Raw genomic sequence first — 13,962 nt, forward strand, 5'->3', positions numbered from 1 at the left:
GCTACCCCCCATGGCACCCCTTAGGCCCCCCCGCTGCCGCCGGTTTCCCCGCCCACCCCCTTTTTCCGGGGAATTGCACGGGGCCGGGGGGGGGGGCCACCTCCGGGTCGCCGCCGCCCGGCGGTTGGTGCAGATCCGACCAGAGCATGGGCCAAGGGTGGCAGCCAGGTCCGGCGGGCGCCTGAGTACCCGTACTCAGATCCGGCCCTCAGCCGGGCCAGAAGCTGGCCCGCCACGCGCCGGGCCCGGGGGCCGGCAGGCGGCGCGGGACGGTGCGGGCCGGGTGCGACCAGGCCGAGGCCGGCGGCGGCCCCGGATCCGCGTCCGCCTCGGCGGACGCCGCGGCCGCGGCGACCCGCGCCCGCATCACGGCCACCGCGGCGGCCAGTTCCTCGGGCGTCGGGTTGCCCCGCACCACCCTGATGCGCTCCGGCGCGTGCTCCCGTGCCTCGGACATCGACTCACCTCTCACAGTGGGATGTTGCCGTGCTTCTTGGGCGGCAGCTGGGCCCGCTTGGTGCGCAGCGCCCGCAGCCCGCGGACGATGTGCCGGCGGGTCTCGGACGGCTCGATCACCGCGTCCACGTAGCCGCGTTCGGCCGCCGCGTAGGGGTTGAGGAGCGCCGCCTCGTACTCGGCGGTGAGCCGGGCCCTGGTCTCCTCGCGCTCCTCCTCCGAACCAAGCTCCGCCAGCGCGCGCCGGTGCAGGATGTTGACGGCGCCCTGGGCGCCCATCACGGCGATCTGGGCGGTGGGCCAGGCCAGGTTGAGGTCGGCGCCCAGGTGCTTGGAGCCCATCACGTCGTAGGCGCCGCCGAACGCCTTGCGGGTGATCACCGTGACCAGCGGCACGGTGGCCTCGGCGTAGGCGAAGATCAGCTTGGCGCCGCGCCTGATGATGCCGTTGTACTCCTGGTCGGTGCCGGGCAGGAAGCCCGGCACGTCGACGAAGGTCAGCACCGGCAGGTTGAACGCGTCGCAGGTGCGCACGAAGCGCGCGGCCTTCTCGGAGGCGTGGATGTCGAGGCAACCGGCGTACTGCAGCGGCTGGTTGGCGACGATGCCGACCGGGGCGCCCTCCACCCGGCCGAAACCGGTGATCACGTTGGGCGCGAACATCGCCTGGGTCTCCAGGAACTCCCCGTCGTCCAGGACGTGTTCGATCGCCTGGTGCATGTCGTAGGGCTGGTTGTCGGAGTCCGGGATCAGCGCGTCGAGCTCGCGGTCCTCGACGGTGGTGGCCAACTCCTCGTCGGTGTACCGCTGCTCGTAGACGGGCGGCTCGGAGAGGTTGTTGGACGGCAGGTAGGAGAGCAGCGCCTTGACGTACTCGACGGCGTCCTTCTCGTCCCCCGCCATGTGGTGGGCGACGCCGGAGCGGGTGTTGTGGGTGCGGGCGCCGCCCAACTCCTCGAAGCCCACGTCCTCGCCGGTGACCGTCCTGATCACGTCGGGCCCGGTGATGAACATGTGCGAGGTCTTGTCGACCATCACGGTGAAGTCGGTGATCGCGGGGGAGTAGACGGCGCCGCCCGCGCAGGGGCCGACGATCAGCGAGATCTGCGGCACCACGCCCGAGGCGTGCACGTTGCGCCGGAAGATCTCCGCGAAGAGGCCGAGCGCCACCACCCCCTCCTGGATCCGGGCGCCGCCGCCGTCGTTGATGCCGACGATCGGGCAGCCGGTGCGCAGCGCGAAGTCCATCACCTTGACGATCTTCTCGCCGTACACCTCGCCGAGCGAGCCGCCGAAGACCGTGAAGTCCTGCGAGTAGACGCAGATCTGACGGCCGTCCACGGTGCCGTAGCCGGTGACCACGCCGTCGCCGTAGGGGCGGTTGTGCTCGATGCCGAAGTTGGTCGAGCGGTGTCTGGCGAACTCGTCGAGCTCGACGAACGACCCTTCGTCGAGCAGGAGTTCGATCCGCTCCCGGGCGGTCAGCTTGCCCTTCGCGTGCTGCTTCTCCACGGCACGCGCCGAGCCGGCGTTGACGGCCTCCGCCGCTCGGCGCCTGAGGTCGGCGATCTTCCCGGCCGTGGTCTGGATGTCCTCGGGCACCGGCATGGCTCCTCGTCCTCGGATGGCTACCGATCCGTAGGGTAACGGCGCGCCGGCGCGTCGCGCGGGCGCCTCCCTGGCAGCCGCCCCCGCCGGGGGCCGCTCCCTTAGATTGGTCCGCATGACTCCCCAGCCCAGCCGCTGGTCCGACCTGGACCGGCCGCCGTTGCGTGTCTCGCCGCTGCGCACCGCCCTGATCTGGCCGGACGGCGTGTGGACCAGGATCGACGTGACCGAGAGCACCGGATCGACCAACGCCGACCTGGCCGCGGCGGCGAGCGCCGGCCGGGCGGCGCCCGGCAGCGTGCTGGTCGCCGAGGAGCAGACCCGGGGCCGCGGCCGGCTCGGCCGCAGCTGGAGCGCACCGGCACGATCCGGCCTGTTCTTCTCCGTGTTGCTCGACCCGGAGCGGGCCGGGGTGCCCGCGCACCGGCTGACCTGGCTGCCGCTGCTCGCCGGGGTGGCGGCGGCGACCGCGCTGTCCCGGGTGGGCGGCGTGGACACGGCGTTGAAGTGGCCCAACGACCTGCTGGTGTCGGTGGGCGGCGAGGAGCGCAAGCTGGGCGGGATCCTCGCCGAGCGGGTCACCGGCGACGACGGCGCCGTGGTGCTCGGCCTCGGCCTCAACGTCTCGCTGCGCGCCGACGAACTGCCGGTGCCGACCGCCGGCTCGCTGCTGCTGGCGAACGCCGTCACCACCGACCGGGACCCGCTGCTGCGCGCGGTGCTGCGCTCGCTCGCCGACTGGTACCGGCGCTGGGTCGACGCCGCCGGCGACCCGGCGGCCAGTGGCCTCGACGCCGCCTACGCGGCCGGCTGCGCGACGCTCGGCCGCACGGTGCGCGCCGAGCTGCCGGGCGGCGGTGAGCTGCGCGGCGAGGCGGTGGCGCTGGACGGCGACGGCCGTCTCGTCATCGAGTCGGCCGGATCTCGCCAGCCGGTGGCGGCCGCTGACATCATCCACCTCCGTGCGACGTGACATAGGGCACACCTGCCGTAGGGTTGGGGCCGTGAGAACGCGCGAAGGGCTCGACAGGCGCGGCGTGGGCGAGGGCGGTGACCGTGTCCGAGGCTGATCCGGGCAGGCCCGAGGCCACCGCCGCCGGCGGCGACCCGGCGGAGGACGAGGCCCAGAACGTCGCGCTGCGCGTGGAGGCGTTGATCATCGGTGCCGAGCGGCAGTACACCCCGTTCCAGGCGGCCAGGGCCGCCGGGGTCTCGCTCGACCTGGCGTCCAGGTTCTGGCGCGCGATGGGCTTCCCCGACGTGGGCCAGGCGCGGGCGTTGACCGAGGCCGACGTGCTGGCGCTGCGGCGCCTCGCGGGTCTGGTGGAGGCCGGCCTGCTGAGCGAGTCGATGGCGGTCCAGGTGGCGAGGTCCACCGGGCAGACCACGGCCCGGCTGGCGGACTGGCAGATCGACTCCTTCCTCGAGCGGCTCACCGAGCCGCCCGAGCCGGGCATGACCAGGACGGACGTGGCCTACCCGCTGGTCGAGCTGCTGCTGCCGGAGCTCCAGGAGTTCCTGGTCTACGTGTGGCGGCGGCAGCTGGCCGCGGCCACCGGCCGGGTGGTCCAGGCCCAGGACGACACGGAGATGGTGGACCGCAGGCTGGCGATCGGCTTCGCCGACCTGGTGGGCTTCACCCGGCTGACCCGGCGTCTCGAGGAGGAGCAGCTCGGCGAGCTGGTCGAGGCGTTCGAGACCACGGCGGCCGACCAGATCGCGGCCCAGGGCGGGCGGTTGATCAAGACGCTCGGCGACGAGGTGCTGTTCGCGGCCGACGACCCGGGCGTGGCGGCGGACATCGGGGTGCGGCTCGTGGAGACGCTGGGCGACGACCCGATGATGCCCGAGTTGCGGGTCGGCATCGCGTTCGGCACGGTGACGACGCGGATGGGCGACGTCTTCGGCAACACGGTGAACCTGGCGAGCCGGCTGACGTCGATAGCGCCCAAGGACATGGTCCTGGTGGACGGCGTGATGCGGGAGGAGCTGACGGCGGCCGGCCTCGCCCCGCACTCGGAGAAGGCCGCCGACTCCGCCGACGGCCGCGCGGCCGGCTACCGCTTCGCCCTCCAGCCGCTCTACCAGCGCCCGGTGCGCGGGCTCGGCATCATCGAGCCCTGGCTGCTGACCCGCCGGGGCGAGACCGGCTGACGCGCGCCGAGCTGGGGCCGATAATGCCGGCCATGAGTGAGCTGAGCGAGCGAACGGTGACCCAGCGGTACGGCGAGTGGGTGTCGGTGGTGATCGACGAGGCGGCGCACGTCGGGGAGTTGGTGCTCGACCGGGCGGCGGCGATGAACGCGCTCTCCACCGAGCTGGCGTGGCGGCTCACGGCGGCCTGCGCCGACCTGTCGACCGACCGGCGGGTGCGGGCCGTGGTACTGACGTCCACGCACGACCGGGCGTTCTGCGTCGGCGCCGACCTCAAGGAGCGCAACGGCCTCTCCGACGCGGAGTTCGGCCGGCACCGCACGGTGCTGCGCGGGGCGTTCACGGCGGTGCTCGACCTGCCGGTGCCGGCCATCGCGGCGGTGCGGGGCTTCGCGCTCGGCGGTGGCTTCGAGCTGGCGCTCTCCTGCGACCTGATCGTCGCCGACCCGACGGCGGTGGTGGGCCTGCCCGAGGTGACCGTCGGCGTCATCCCGGGCGGCGGCGGCACCCAGCTGCTGCCGCGCCGGGTGGGCTCGGCCAGGGCGGCCGAGCTGATCTTCACGGGTCGCCGTGTCGCGGCGGGGGAGGCGCGGGAGCTCGGCCTGGTCGACGTGCTGACCGAGGACGGTCGGGCCAGGGAGGAGGCGCTGGCGCTGGCCGGCACCATGGCGGCCAACTCCCCGGTGGGGCTGCGGGCCGCCAAGCGGGCGCTGCGCACCGGCTTCGGCCTCGACCTGCGCTCGGGCCTCGAGGTGGAGGACGCGGCCTGGCGCACGGTGGCGTTCTCGCCGGACCGCAAGGAGGGGGTGGCGGCGTTCAACGAGAAGCGCACCCCGGACTGGCCAGGCGAGTGAAGGGCTAGCGTAACGACCCGAAGCCGGGCGTACGCCCATAGCCTGGGCTTATGGGTGAGGACAGCCGGCTGCGTGCCGTGGTGGAGCTGGCGCAGCGGATGGCCGCGGCGCAGGCGCTGCCGGAGGTCGCGCACGCCGCCGCCGAGGGGGCGCGGCGGGCGCTGGGTGGCGCCTTCGCCGCGCTGTCGGCCTGGGAGCGGGAGCGCGGCCGGCTGCGGGTGCTGGTCAACACGGGGGAGCTGGCGCCCGGCGAGGAGCCGTACCCGGAGGACGAGTCGTATCCGGTGCACGACTTCCCGGAGATCACCGAGTTCCTGCACGAGCGGTGGACGCGCGGCGCCGAGCCGCGGGCGTGGGTGGAGACGGCGGCCGGGCCGCGCGGCAGCAGGCGGGTGGCGGTGCTGCGGCGGCGCGGGCGCGGCTGCTGCGTGGTGGCGCCGATCGTGCTGCACGGGCGGGCGTGGGGGGAGCTGTACGTGGCGCGCGGCCCGGGCGCCGCGCCCTTCGAGCGCGAGGACGCGGACTTCGCCTCGGTGCTGGCGTCCGTGGTGGCGGCCGGCCTCGTGCAGTACGAGCGGCTCGCCGAGGCGCGGCGGCTGGCGTTCACCGACCCGCTGACCGGGCTCGCCAACCGCAGGGCGGTGGAGATACGCCTGGACGAGGCGCTGGAGCGGCACCGGGCGACGGGCGAGGTGGTGAGCCTGGTGGTCTGCGACGTGAACGGCCTGAAGAAGGTCAACGACACCTTCGGGCACGCCACGGGGGACCGGCTGCTCGAACGGTTCGGCTCGGTGCTGTCGCGCTGTGGCGCGGCCCTGCCGGGGGCGTTGGCCGCCCGGCTCGGCGGGGACGAGTTCTGCCTGCTGGCGGTGGGCGTGGACGCGGCCACGGTGGAGCGGGCGGCGGGGGAGGTGTGCCGGCGGGCGGCCGATCTCGAGCTGGGCGAGGGGGTGGCCTGCGGGATCGCGACCACCGGCGAGGCCATCGGGCCGCTGCGGTCGGCGCGATGGCTGTTCCGGCTGGCCGACGCGGCGCAGTACCGGGCGAAGGCGGCGCGCTCCCCGGTGCCGGTGGTGGCGGGGCGCGGCGGGGCGCACGACGTGGTGGTGGCGATGGCGGACGTGCCGGCACCCGAGGGGCCCGAACGCCGGGCGTTCCGGGCCCGGCCGGTCCCGGGGCCCCCGGCCGATGACGACAATCGATTCACTCCATAGGCTTAGTGAATATGAGTATGCACACCGGACCAGGCGGGGTCGCGCCCGTCCCGCTCTCCACCTCCGGCACCACGCCGGCCGACGTCGTCGCCGTCGCGCGGCACGGCGCCCGGGTCGAGCTCACCGAGTCGGCCAGGGCCGCGATGGCCGCCGCCCGCCGGGTCGTGGACGACCTCGCCGCCCGCCCCGAGCCGGTCTACGGCGTCTCCACCGGCTTCGGGGCGCTCGCCGTGCGGCACATCGACGCCGACCTGCGCGCCCGGCTGCAGCGCAACATCGTGCGCTCGCACGCCGCCGGCATGGGCCCCCGGGTGGAGCGCGAGGTGGTGCGCGCCCTGATGTTCCTGCGGCTGAGGACCGTCGCCTCCGGGCACACCGGGGTGCGCCCCGAGGTGGCCGAGACCATGGCCGCCCTGCTCAACGCCGGCATCACCCCGGTCGTCCACGAGCACGGCTCGCTCGGCTGCTCGGGAGACCTCGCGCCGCTCGCCCACTGCGCGCTCACGCTGCTCGGCGAGGGCGAGGCCGAAGGGCCCGACGGCGTGCTCGCGCCCGCCGGCGAGCTGCTGGCGCGGCACGGCATCGACCCCGTCGAGCTGCGCGAGAAGGAGGGTCTTGCGCTGCTCAACGGCACCGACGGGATGCTGGGCATGCTGCTGCTCGCCGGCGCGGACCTGGCCAGGCTCCTCACCGCCGCCGACGTCACCGCCGCGCTCACCCTGGAGGCGCTGCTCGGCACCGACCGGGTGCTGGCCCCCGAGCTCCAGGCCGTGCGCCCGCACCCGGGGCAGGCCGCGAGCGCCGACAACATGCTGCGGGTGCTCGCCGGCTCCGGGCTCACCGGGCACCACCAGGACGAGGCCCCCCGGGTGCAGGACGCCTACTCGGTGCGCTGCGCCCCCCAGGTGGCCGGCGCCGGCCGGGACACCCTGGCGCACGCCATGGCCGTCGCGGAACGGGAGCTGGCCGCGGCCGTCGACAACCCGGTGGTGATCGGCGACCGCGTCGAGTCCAACGGCAACTTCCACGGCGCGCCCCTCGGCTACGTGCTCGACTTCCTGGCCATCGCCGTCGCCGACCTGGCCTCCATCGCCGAGCGGCGCACCGACCGGCTGCTCGACCGCAACCGCTCGCACGGCCTGCCGCCCTTCCTGGCCGCGGACCCCGGGGTCGACTCGGGCCTGATGATCGCCCAGTACACGCAGGCGGCGCTGGTCAGCGAGTTGAAGCGGCTGGCGGCCCCGGCCTCGGTCGACTCCATCCCGTCCTCGGCGATGCAGGAGGACCACGTCTCGATGGGCTGGTCGGCGGCGCGCAAGCTGCGCACCGCGCTCGAAGGGCTCACCCGGGTCGTCGCCGTCGAGCTGTGCGCCGCGACCCGGGCGCTGGAACTCCGCGCCCCGCTGGCCGAGCGCGGCCTGCTGCCGGGGCCGGCCGGGCGCGCGGTGCTCGCGGCGGCGCGGGCGGCCGGGGTGGCGGGCGCGGGCGAGGACCGCTTCCTGGCGCCCGACCTGGCGGCGGCCGAGGAGTTCGTGCGGAGCGGGGGCCTGGTGGCGGCGGCCGAGTCCGTGACCGGGCCGCTGGCGTGAGCGTGGGGGCCGGCTACTGGTCCTGCTGGCCCTGGTCGAGCTGCTGCTCGACCGGTGGGACCACCGCGCCGCCGGCCTCCCCGTCCTCCCCGTAGGCCGAGGGGAGCAACCAGCCGAGGCCAAGCGCGCAGGTGGCGACCAGGGCGTAGACGAAGGGGCGGCGGTTGCTGCTTGCGTTGCCGTTCATGGCGCCCTCCGGTGGTGGTGCTGGTGTGGGCTGGGGGTCAGGCGTCGTGGTGAGCGATGTTACGCACGGGTGCGGGTCGTGGGGAAGAGGTCGCGCCGTGGCCCTTTACCCTCCGGGACATGACTGATGACATGACCGACGAGCCCCGCCACGTCCGGGTCCGCGTGGAACTGGTGCTGGAGATCAGCGAGCGGGACGAGCTGATCAGGGCCGCCTGGGCCCGGATCGAGGGCGACGAGCTGATGCCGCGCGAGGAGCGCGACCTGGCGGCCCAGGCCGTCTCGCGGGACGAGGCGGAGGCCGTCGCCTACCTCGTCGACCCGCTCGACCTGGTCGCCGAGGTGCCGGGCGTCGTGCTCTCCCAGGCGTCCTGGAGCAGCGAGTTGGCCGAGTACGACCCGGACGAGCCCTGGGACGGCGAGGACGAGTACGGGGAGGACGACGAGGACTAAGGTCCCGCCGCGACCTGACCCGGACGTCCCCCGAAGGACCGTCACTCGACCGTGTGGTTCACGGCACAGATTCACTTACAGTGGAACGCGCTGCCGCCATGGCACGTCACATCCCATGTGTCCTCTCTGGGGACCGCGGCAGCGGACGGAGAAGCTACTGATGAGGGACGGCATGCGGCGCAAGAGCCTGGGGGTGGCGGCTGCGCTGCTCACCGGAGTACTGACACTCACGGCGTGCAGCGGCGGCGGCGATGACTCGCCTGACGAGTCGGCGGCGGCGAGCGGCGGCTCGGGTCAGGAGGACGCGGACCGGGCCGCGGAGGACGCGAACACGTCGGCCGCGGTGATATCCATCACCCCGGACGACGCCGCGGACAACGTCGGCATCAACGACGACGTCCAGGTCTCGGTCGAGGACGGCACGCTCGACTCGGTGACCATGACGGCCACCGAGTCCGGCACCGAGGTCACCGGCACCATATCCGCCGACCAGACCACCTGGCTGCCGGACGCGCAGCTGGAGCGGGCCACCCAGTACCAGATCGACGTCCAGGCCAGCGACAGCGAGGGCCGCGCGGCGCACGAGACCCGCACCTTCACCACCGTCGCCCCGGAGAACAGCTTCATCGGCTACTTCACCCCGGAGGACGGCTCCACGGTGGGCGTCGGGATGCCGGTCTCGCTCAACTTCGACAAGCCGATCACCAACCGGGCCGAGGTCGAGGCCGCCGTCGAGATCACCACGAGCAGCGGCCAGGAGGTCGTCGGCCACTGGTTCAACGACACCCGGCTCGACTTCCGCCCCGAGGACTACTGGCAGGCCAACACCGAGGTCACCGTCAACCTCGACTGGGACGGCGTCGAGGGCGCCGACGGCGTCACCGGCGTCCAGGACCGCACCTTCAGCTTCACCGTCGGCCGCTCCCAGATCAGCACGGTCGACGTCGAGAGCAAGCAGATGCAGGTCGTGCGGGACGGCGAGGTGCTGCGCACCCTGCCGATATCCGCCGGCAGCGAGGAGACCCCGACCTACAACGGCCAGATGGTGATCTCCGAGAAGCACGAGGAGACCCGGATGAACGGGGCGACCGTCGGCTTCACGGACGACGACGGCGAGGGCGAGTACGACATCCCCGACGTGCCGCACGCCATGCGCCTGTCCACCTCCGGCACCTTCGTGCACGGCAACTACTGGGCGTCCGACGGCGTCTTCGGCTCCACCAACACCAGCCACGGCTGCATCGGCCTCAACGACGAGCAGGGCGCCGACGACGACACCACCGACGCCGCCTGGTTCTTCGACGAGTCGATGCTCGGCGACGTGATCGTCGTGGTGAACTCCCCCGACGTGGAGATGGCCCCGGACAACGGGCTCAACGGCTGGAACATGGACTGGACCGAGTGGCAGGCCGGCAGCGCGCTGTAGGCCGTGTCCGGCCGATCTTTCCGGGGCCGCGACTCCCCCAGGCCTGGCGGCCTGGGAGGTGCCCCCAAACACGGCACCTCGCTGCGTTGCCGAATCGCGCGAATACGGCCAAGTATGAGCTGCGATCCGGCGCCTTGAGCGAAGCGACTGGGGGCACCTCCCAGCGTTAGCTGGGGGAGCACCGCGTCTGACGCCGCGGCCTGATCCGAAAAGATCGACCGGACAGGACCTCGGCGCCGCCACCCCCCGCTCCCTTTTCCCGGCGGGCACTCCCCGGGGAGACTGGGCCGCCACCGGCCCGTCGACCCGAGGAGTGCCCCCATGACGTATCCCCCGGACCCGCGAGGACCGCGGCTGATCGCCCTCGAAGGCCGCACCCCGGTCCTCGCGCCCGGCGCCTGGGTGGCGCCGGGCGCGACCGTCGTGGGGGACGTCCACCTCGCCGAGGAGTCCAGCGTCTGGTACGGCACGGTGGTCCGTGCCGATACCGAGCGCATCGAGATCGGCCCCGGCAGCAACCTCCAGGACGGCACCGTCGTCCACGCCGACCCCGGCTTTCCCGCGATCCTCGGCGCCGGCGTCTCCGTCGGCCACCGGGCCGTGGTGCACGGCGCCGTCGTCGAGGACGACGTGCTGGTCGGCATGGGCTCCGTCCTCCTCAACGGCGTCCGCGTCGGCCGCGGCTCCCTGATCGCCGCCGGCGCGGTGCTGCTCGAAGGCACCGAGATCCCGCCCGGCTCCCTCGTCGCCGGCGTCCCCGGCAAGGTGCGGCGCCAGCTCACCGAGGAGGACGTCGCCCGGATCCGCGCCAACGCCGACCACTACCGCGCCTACGCCCGGCGCCACGCCAAGGAGGCCACCCCGCTGGCGTGACCCCCGCGTTTGAGGCGGCGGCGACGGGGCACTCGGCTCCGGCTTCCCGACTCTGAGGAGGTGGAGGTGCCATGTCGTTGACCTCGCGGAGGACGCGGCAGCGGGCGCGGGACCGGACCGCGGACCACGACGCCACGTTCGGCGAGCTGGTGGCCGACCTGACGATGGACGCGCGGACCCTGGTCCGCCAGGAGATGGAACTGGCCAAGGCCGAGATGCGGCAGGAGGCCACCCGCGCCGGCCGGGCCGGCGGCATGTTCGGCGGCGCCGCGTTCGCGGGCGTCATGGTGGCGGTCTTCGGCTCGCTGGGCGCCATGTTCGCGCTGACGGCGGTGCTGTGGAGCACCTGGGCCGCGCTCATCGTCGCCGGCGCCTGGCTGCTGCTCGGCGCCCTGCTGTTCCTGAAGGGCAGGGCTGACCTGCGGCGCGGCTCGATGACGCCGCGCCGCACCGTCGACACGCTGAAGGAGGACGCGGAATGGGCTCGTCATCCCACTCATCGGACTCACCCGAGCGCATAGCGAGGGAGATCGAGGAGACCAGGGCCCGGCTGACGGAGGACCTGGACCGACTGGCCGACCGCGTCACGGCCCGCGCCAGGCGCCCCCGGCCGCTGGCCAAGCTGGTCAAACGCGCGCGGGGCTCCCGCCGGTCCGCCGGCTGACGCCGGCCGCCCGATCCGCGCTGGCGCGCCCGTCACGGCTCGCGCCGGGCGCCGGGGCCGCCTCGCTGTGGCCGCATGCCGCTTGGCGGTACGGCCGCCGGTCCGGCTTGCGCCGGCCGCGCGGCGCGATCCGTGCTGGCGCGCGAGGCCGGCCGCGCCCTCGGCGCGGAGCCCGGCCGCCCCGCCGTCCGCCGCGTGCCGAGGCGAGCCATGGCTTGCTGCGGGGCCGCCGCCCGGCTGGCCGCAGGCCGAAGGGCGCTCCGCCGGAAGGTGGGTCGTGCGGTGTCCACCGCGCCCGCTGGCGCGGGACCCGGCTCGCGCGGGGCCGCGCGGCCTCCTGTGGATCGTGCGGATCCGCCGCCTGGGCCCAGCAGGACGCCTGGCCGGCCGCAGGCCGAAGGGCCCTCCGGCCGGAGGCGGGCCGGCTCCGCGCCGGTCGCGACCGCCCCGGCGCGCGTCCACGCGCGCGCTGCGGCCCGCGTCCTTGGCCCGGAGCCGGCCTCGTTGCGGGGACTGTCACCCGCCCGGCCGCAGGCCCAAGGCGCCTCTCGGCGGCCGGCGCCGCTCCGTCGGAGTCGGGTCGGCTCGCGCGCCTTGGTGGCTCGGCCATGGGGTGGAGGCGAGTCCTGGCTCGTTGCGCGGGCCGTCACCCGGCTTGCCGCAGGCCGAAGGGCGCACCCTTCGGCGGCCGGCGCCGCTCCGTCGGAGGCGGGGCGCGCCGCGCGGTCGTGGCCTGGCCGGCCGCGGGCCGAAGGCGGAGCCGGTGGATCGCCGGTCGTCATACCGCGCGGCGGCGAAGTGTCCACCAGCCGGCGGCCAGTGCGGCAGCGGCCCAGCAGGCCGTGATCGCCATTCCGGTCCACGGGCCGTAGGCCCGGGCGAAGGTCGGGTCGTCGGGCGGTCCGGCCATGCCGAGCAGCAGGCCGGCCGCCTGGTCGGGCAGGAACTGCAGCACGGTGCCGACCCGCGGGATGTTCGCCAGGCCCTGCGAGCCAAGCAGCAGCAGCGGCAACAGCACCCCGAGCGCCGCCGCCGACCGGCGCACCACGCTCGTCACGCCCAGCGCGAGCAGTGCCATCAGCATCAGGTAGAGCCAGCCGCCGAGCAGCGCGCGTGGCGCCCCCGCCGACCAGGGCGCCACCCCGGCCTCGCCCATCGTCGCCTGCGCCGCGAGGAACGAGCCGGCCACCGAGAGCGCGGCGACCACCGCGACCGCCAGCGCCGTGGCCACCACCTTGGCCGCGTAGAAGCCACCGCGGCGCGGCGCGGCGAGCAGCGAGGCCCGGATCGTGCCCGAGGTGTACTCGTCGCCCATCGCCCGCACCGCGAAGACCACGAGACAGAGCTGCGCCAGCATCAGCCCGTAGGAGCCCGCGAAGTGCGGGGCCGCGTCGGACCTGGCGTGGTCGCGGAAGCTGGTGCCGATCAGCGCGCCGAAGCCGGTGGCGACCGCCACCGTTCCGCCCAGCGTCCACCCCGTGGCCCGCACTGTCCACAGCTTCAGCCATTCGGCCGCGACCAGCCGCCTCATCGCGCACCGCCCCGGTACGCGACGGCGTCCGCCTCACCGGTGAGCCGGAAGTAGGCCTCCTCCAGGGAGACCGCGCGCTCCCCGACCTCGTGGAGCGTGATCCCGCCGGCGGCGGCCACCTCGCCCACTCGCGCCGCCGGCATGCCGGACACCAGCAGCGCACCCGTCGCGTCCGGGCCCTCGACCCGTGCCCCCTCCCGTACCACCGCGCGCCGCAGCGCTTCGGGGTCCGGGGTGCGGACGGCCACCCGGGTGCCGCCGTTGGCCGCCACGAACTCCGGTACCGAGGCGTCGGCCAGCAGCCGCCCCCGACCGATCACGAGCAGCCGGTCGGCCGTCAGCGCCATCTCGCTCATCAGATGGCTGGCCAGCAGCACCGTCCGCCCCTCGGCCGCCAGCTCCCGCAGCAGCGTCCGCAACCACACCACGCCCTCCGGATCGAGCCCGTTGACCGGCTCGTCGAGCACCAGCACCTCCGGGTCACCGAGCAACGCGGCCGCGATGCCGAGCCGTTGACCCATGCCGAGCGAGAAGCCGCCGGCCCGCCGCCGGGCCACGGGGGTGAGGCCCGTCAGTGCCAGCACCCGCCCGACCCGGGCCTCCGGTATGCCGCCGGCGCGCGCCAGCCAGCGCAGATGGTCGACCGCGCGCCGCCCCCGGTGTACGTCGCCGGCCGACAGCAACGCCCCGACGCGGCGCAGCGGCCGGTCGAGCTCCCGGTACGGGACGCCGGCGATCAGCGCCTCGCCCGCGGTCGGGCGCTCAAGGCCCAGGATCATGCGCAGCGTGGTGGACTTGCCGGCGCCGTTGGGGCCGAGGAACCCGGTCACCAGGCCGGGCCGCACCGTGCAGGTGAGCCGGTCAACGGCCACCGTGTCCCCGAAGGACCTGCTCAGCTCGTGTACGTCGATCACCCGGCCCACGCTAGGGACGGCGCCGGCGCCGAACTGTCCT

General features: G+C 74.6%; 15 protein-coding genes. 10 read left to right on the forward strand and 5 right to left on the reverse strand.

Annotated features, from left to right (window positions below):
• Positions 1-208 precede the first annotated feature (208 nt).
• Together ACFWI8_RS29615 and ACFWI8_RS29620 are read right to left on the reverse strand one after the other, a co-directional pair.
• Positions 209-457 carry an acyl-CoA carboxylase epsilon subunit gene (locus ACFWI8_RS29615; protein WP_387097821.1) on the reverse strand — a complete coding sequence of 83 codons (249 nt, stop codon included), beginning with the start codon at positions 455-457 and terminating at the stop codon, positions 209-211.
• Positions 458-468: 11 nt separating this feature from the next.
• Entirely contained in the window at positions 469-2,064 is a 1,596-nt protein-coding gene (locus ACFWI8_RS29620; protein ID WP_387097824.1) for an acyl-CoA carboxylase subunit beta, read from the reverse strand.
• Positions 2,065-2,179: 115 nt separating this feature from the next.
• Here ACFWI8_RS29620 and ACFWI8_RS29625 point away from each other — a divergent pair, with 115 nt between their 5' ends.
• The 5 genes from ACFWI8_RS29625 to hutH all read left to right on the forward strand — a co-directional run bounded on the left by ACFWI8_RS29625 (position 2,180) and on the right by hutH (position 7,875).
• Positions 2,180-3,037, forward strand: coding sequence for a biotin--[acetyl-CoA-carboxylase] ligase (locus ACFWI8_RS29625; RefSeq protein ID WP_387097827.1), 858 nt, complete (start codon positions 2,180-2,182; stop codon positions 3,035-3,037).
• A gap of 77 nt (positions 3,038-3,114) precedes the next feature.
• Positions 3,115-4,218, forward strand: coding sequence for an adenylate/guanylate cyclase domain-containing protein (locus ACFWI8_RS29630; protein WP_387097830.1), 1,104 nt, complete (start codon positions 3,115-3,117; stop codon positions 4,216-4,218).
• Between the two features lie 32 nt (positions 4,219-4,250).
• Entirely contained in the window at positions 4,251-5,072 is an 822-nt protein-coding gene (locus ACFWI8_RS29635; RefSeq protein WP_387097833.1) for an enoyl-CoA hydratase/isomerase family protein, read from the forward strand.
• A 50-nt stretch (positions 5,073-5,122) separates the two neighbouring features.
• Positions 5,123-6,286, forward strand: coding sequence for a diguanylate cyclase domain-containing protein (locus tag ACFWI8_RS29640; RefSeq protein WP_387097836.1), 1,164 nt, complete (start codon positions 5,123-5,125; stop codon positions 6,284-6,286).
• Between the two features lie 11 nt (positions 6,287-6,297).
• Positions 6,298-7,875 (forward strand): histidine ammonia-lyase, encoded by a 1,578-nt coding sequence (gene hutH, locus ACFWI8_RS29645; protein ID WP_387097839.1) that lies wholly within the window; start codon positions 6,298-6,300, stop codon positions 7,873-7,875.
• A 13-nt stretch (positions 7,876-7,888) separates the two neighbouring features.
• On the opposite strand, the gene ACFWI8_RS29650 is transcribed toward hutH, so the two are convergent.
• Entirely contained in the window at positions 7,889-8,062 is a 174-nt protein-coding gene (locus ACFWI8_RS29650; protein WP_387097841.1) for a hypothetical protein, read from the reverse strand.
• 119 nt (positions 8,063-8,181) lie between these two features.
• On the opposite strand from ACFWI8_RS29650, the gene ACFWI8_RS29655 reads away from it, so the two are divergent.
• The 5 genes from ACFWI8_RS29655 (at position 8,182) to ACFWI8_RS29675 (ending at position 11,477) form a co-directional block, all read left to right on the forward strand.
• Positions 8,182-8,514, forward strand: coding sequence for a hypothetical protein (locus ACFWI8_RS29655; RefSeq protein WP_387097844.1), 333 nt, complete (start codon positions 8,182-8,184; stop codon positions 8,512-8,514).
• A 160-nt stretch (positions 8,515-8,674) separates the two neighbouring features.
• Complete coding sequence (locus ACFWI8_RS29660) at positions 8,675-9,940, forward strand: Ig-like domain-containing protein (protein ID WP_387097847.1); 1,266 nt, start codon at positions 8,675-8,677, stop codon at positions 9,938-9,940.
• Between the two features lie 321 nt (positions 9,941-10,261).
• Positions 10,262-10,813, forward strand: coding sequence for a gamma carbonic anhydrase family protein (locus tag ACFWI8_RS29665; RefSeq protein WP_387097850.1), 552 nt, complete (start codon positions 10,262-10,264; stop codon positions 10,811-10,813).
• A 71-nt stretch (positions 10,814-10,884) separates the two neighbouring features.
• Complete coding sequence (locus ACFWI8_RS29670; RefSeq protein WP_387097853.1) at positions 10,885-11,334, forward strand: phage holin family protein; 450 nt, start codon at positions 10,885-10,887, stop codon at positions 11,332-11,334.
• On the forward strand, positions 11,292-11,477 hold the full coding sequence (locus ACFWI8_RS29675; RefSeq protein ID WP_387097856.1) for a DUF3618 domain-containing protein: 186 nt from the start codon (positions 11,292-11,294) through the stop codon (positions 11,475-11,477). Before ACFWI8_RS29670 ends, ACFWI8_RS29675 begins: the two co-directional genes overlap by 43 nt.
• A gap of 778 nt (positions 11,478-12,255) precedes the next feature.
• Here the strand turns inward: ACFWI8_RS29675 and ACFWI8_RS29680 are convergent.
• Together ACFWI8_RS29680 and ACFWI8_RS29685 are read right to left on the reverse strand one after the other, a co-directional pair.
• A complete protein-coding gene (locus ACFWI8_RS29680; protein ID WP_387097859.1) occupies positions 12,256-13,008 on the reverse strand; it encodes an ABC transporter permease in 753 nt (250 codons plus the stop codon).
• Positions 13,005-13,922, reverse strand: coding sequence for an ABC transporter ATP-binding protein (locus ACFWI8_RS29685; RefSeq protein ID WP_387097862.1), 918 nt, complete (start codon positions 13,920-13,922; stop codon positions 13,005-13,007). The genes ACFWI8_RS29680 and ACFWI8_RS29685 overlap by 4 nt, the downstream gene beginning before the upstream one ends.
• Positions 13,923-13,962: the final 40 nt, after the last annotated feature.

The organism is Streptomyces sp. NPDC127098 (assembly GCF_042722465.1).
Lineage (GTDB): Bacteria > Actinomycetota > Actinomycetes > Streptomycetales > Streptomycetaceae > Streptomyces > Streptomyces millisiae.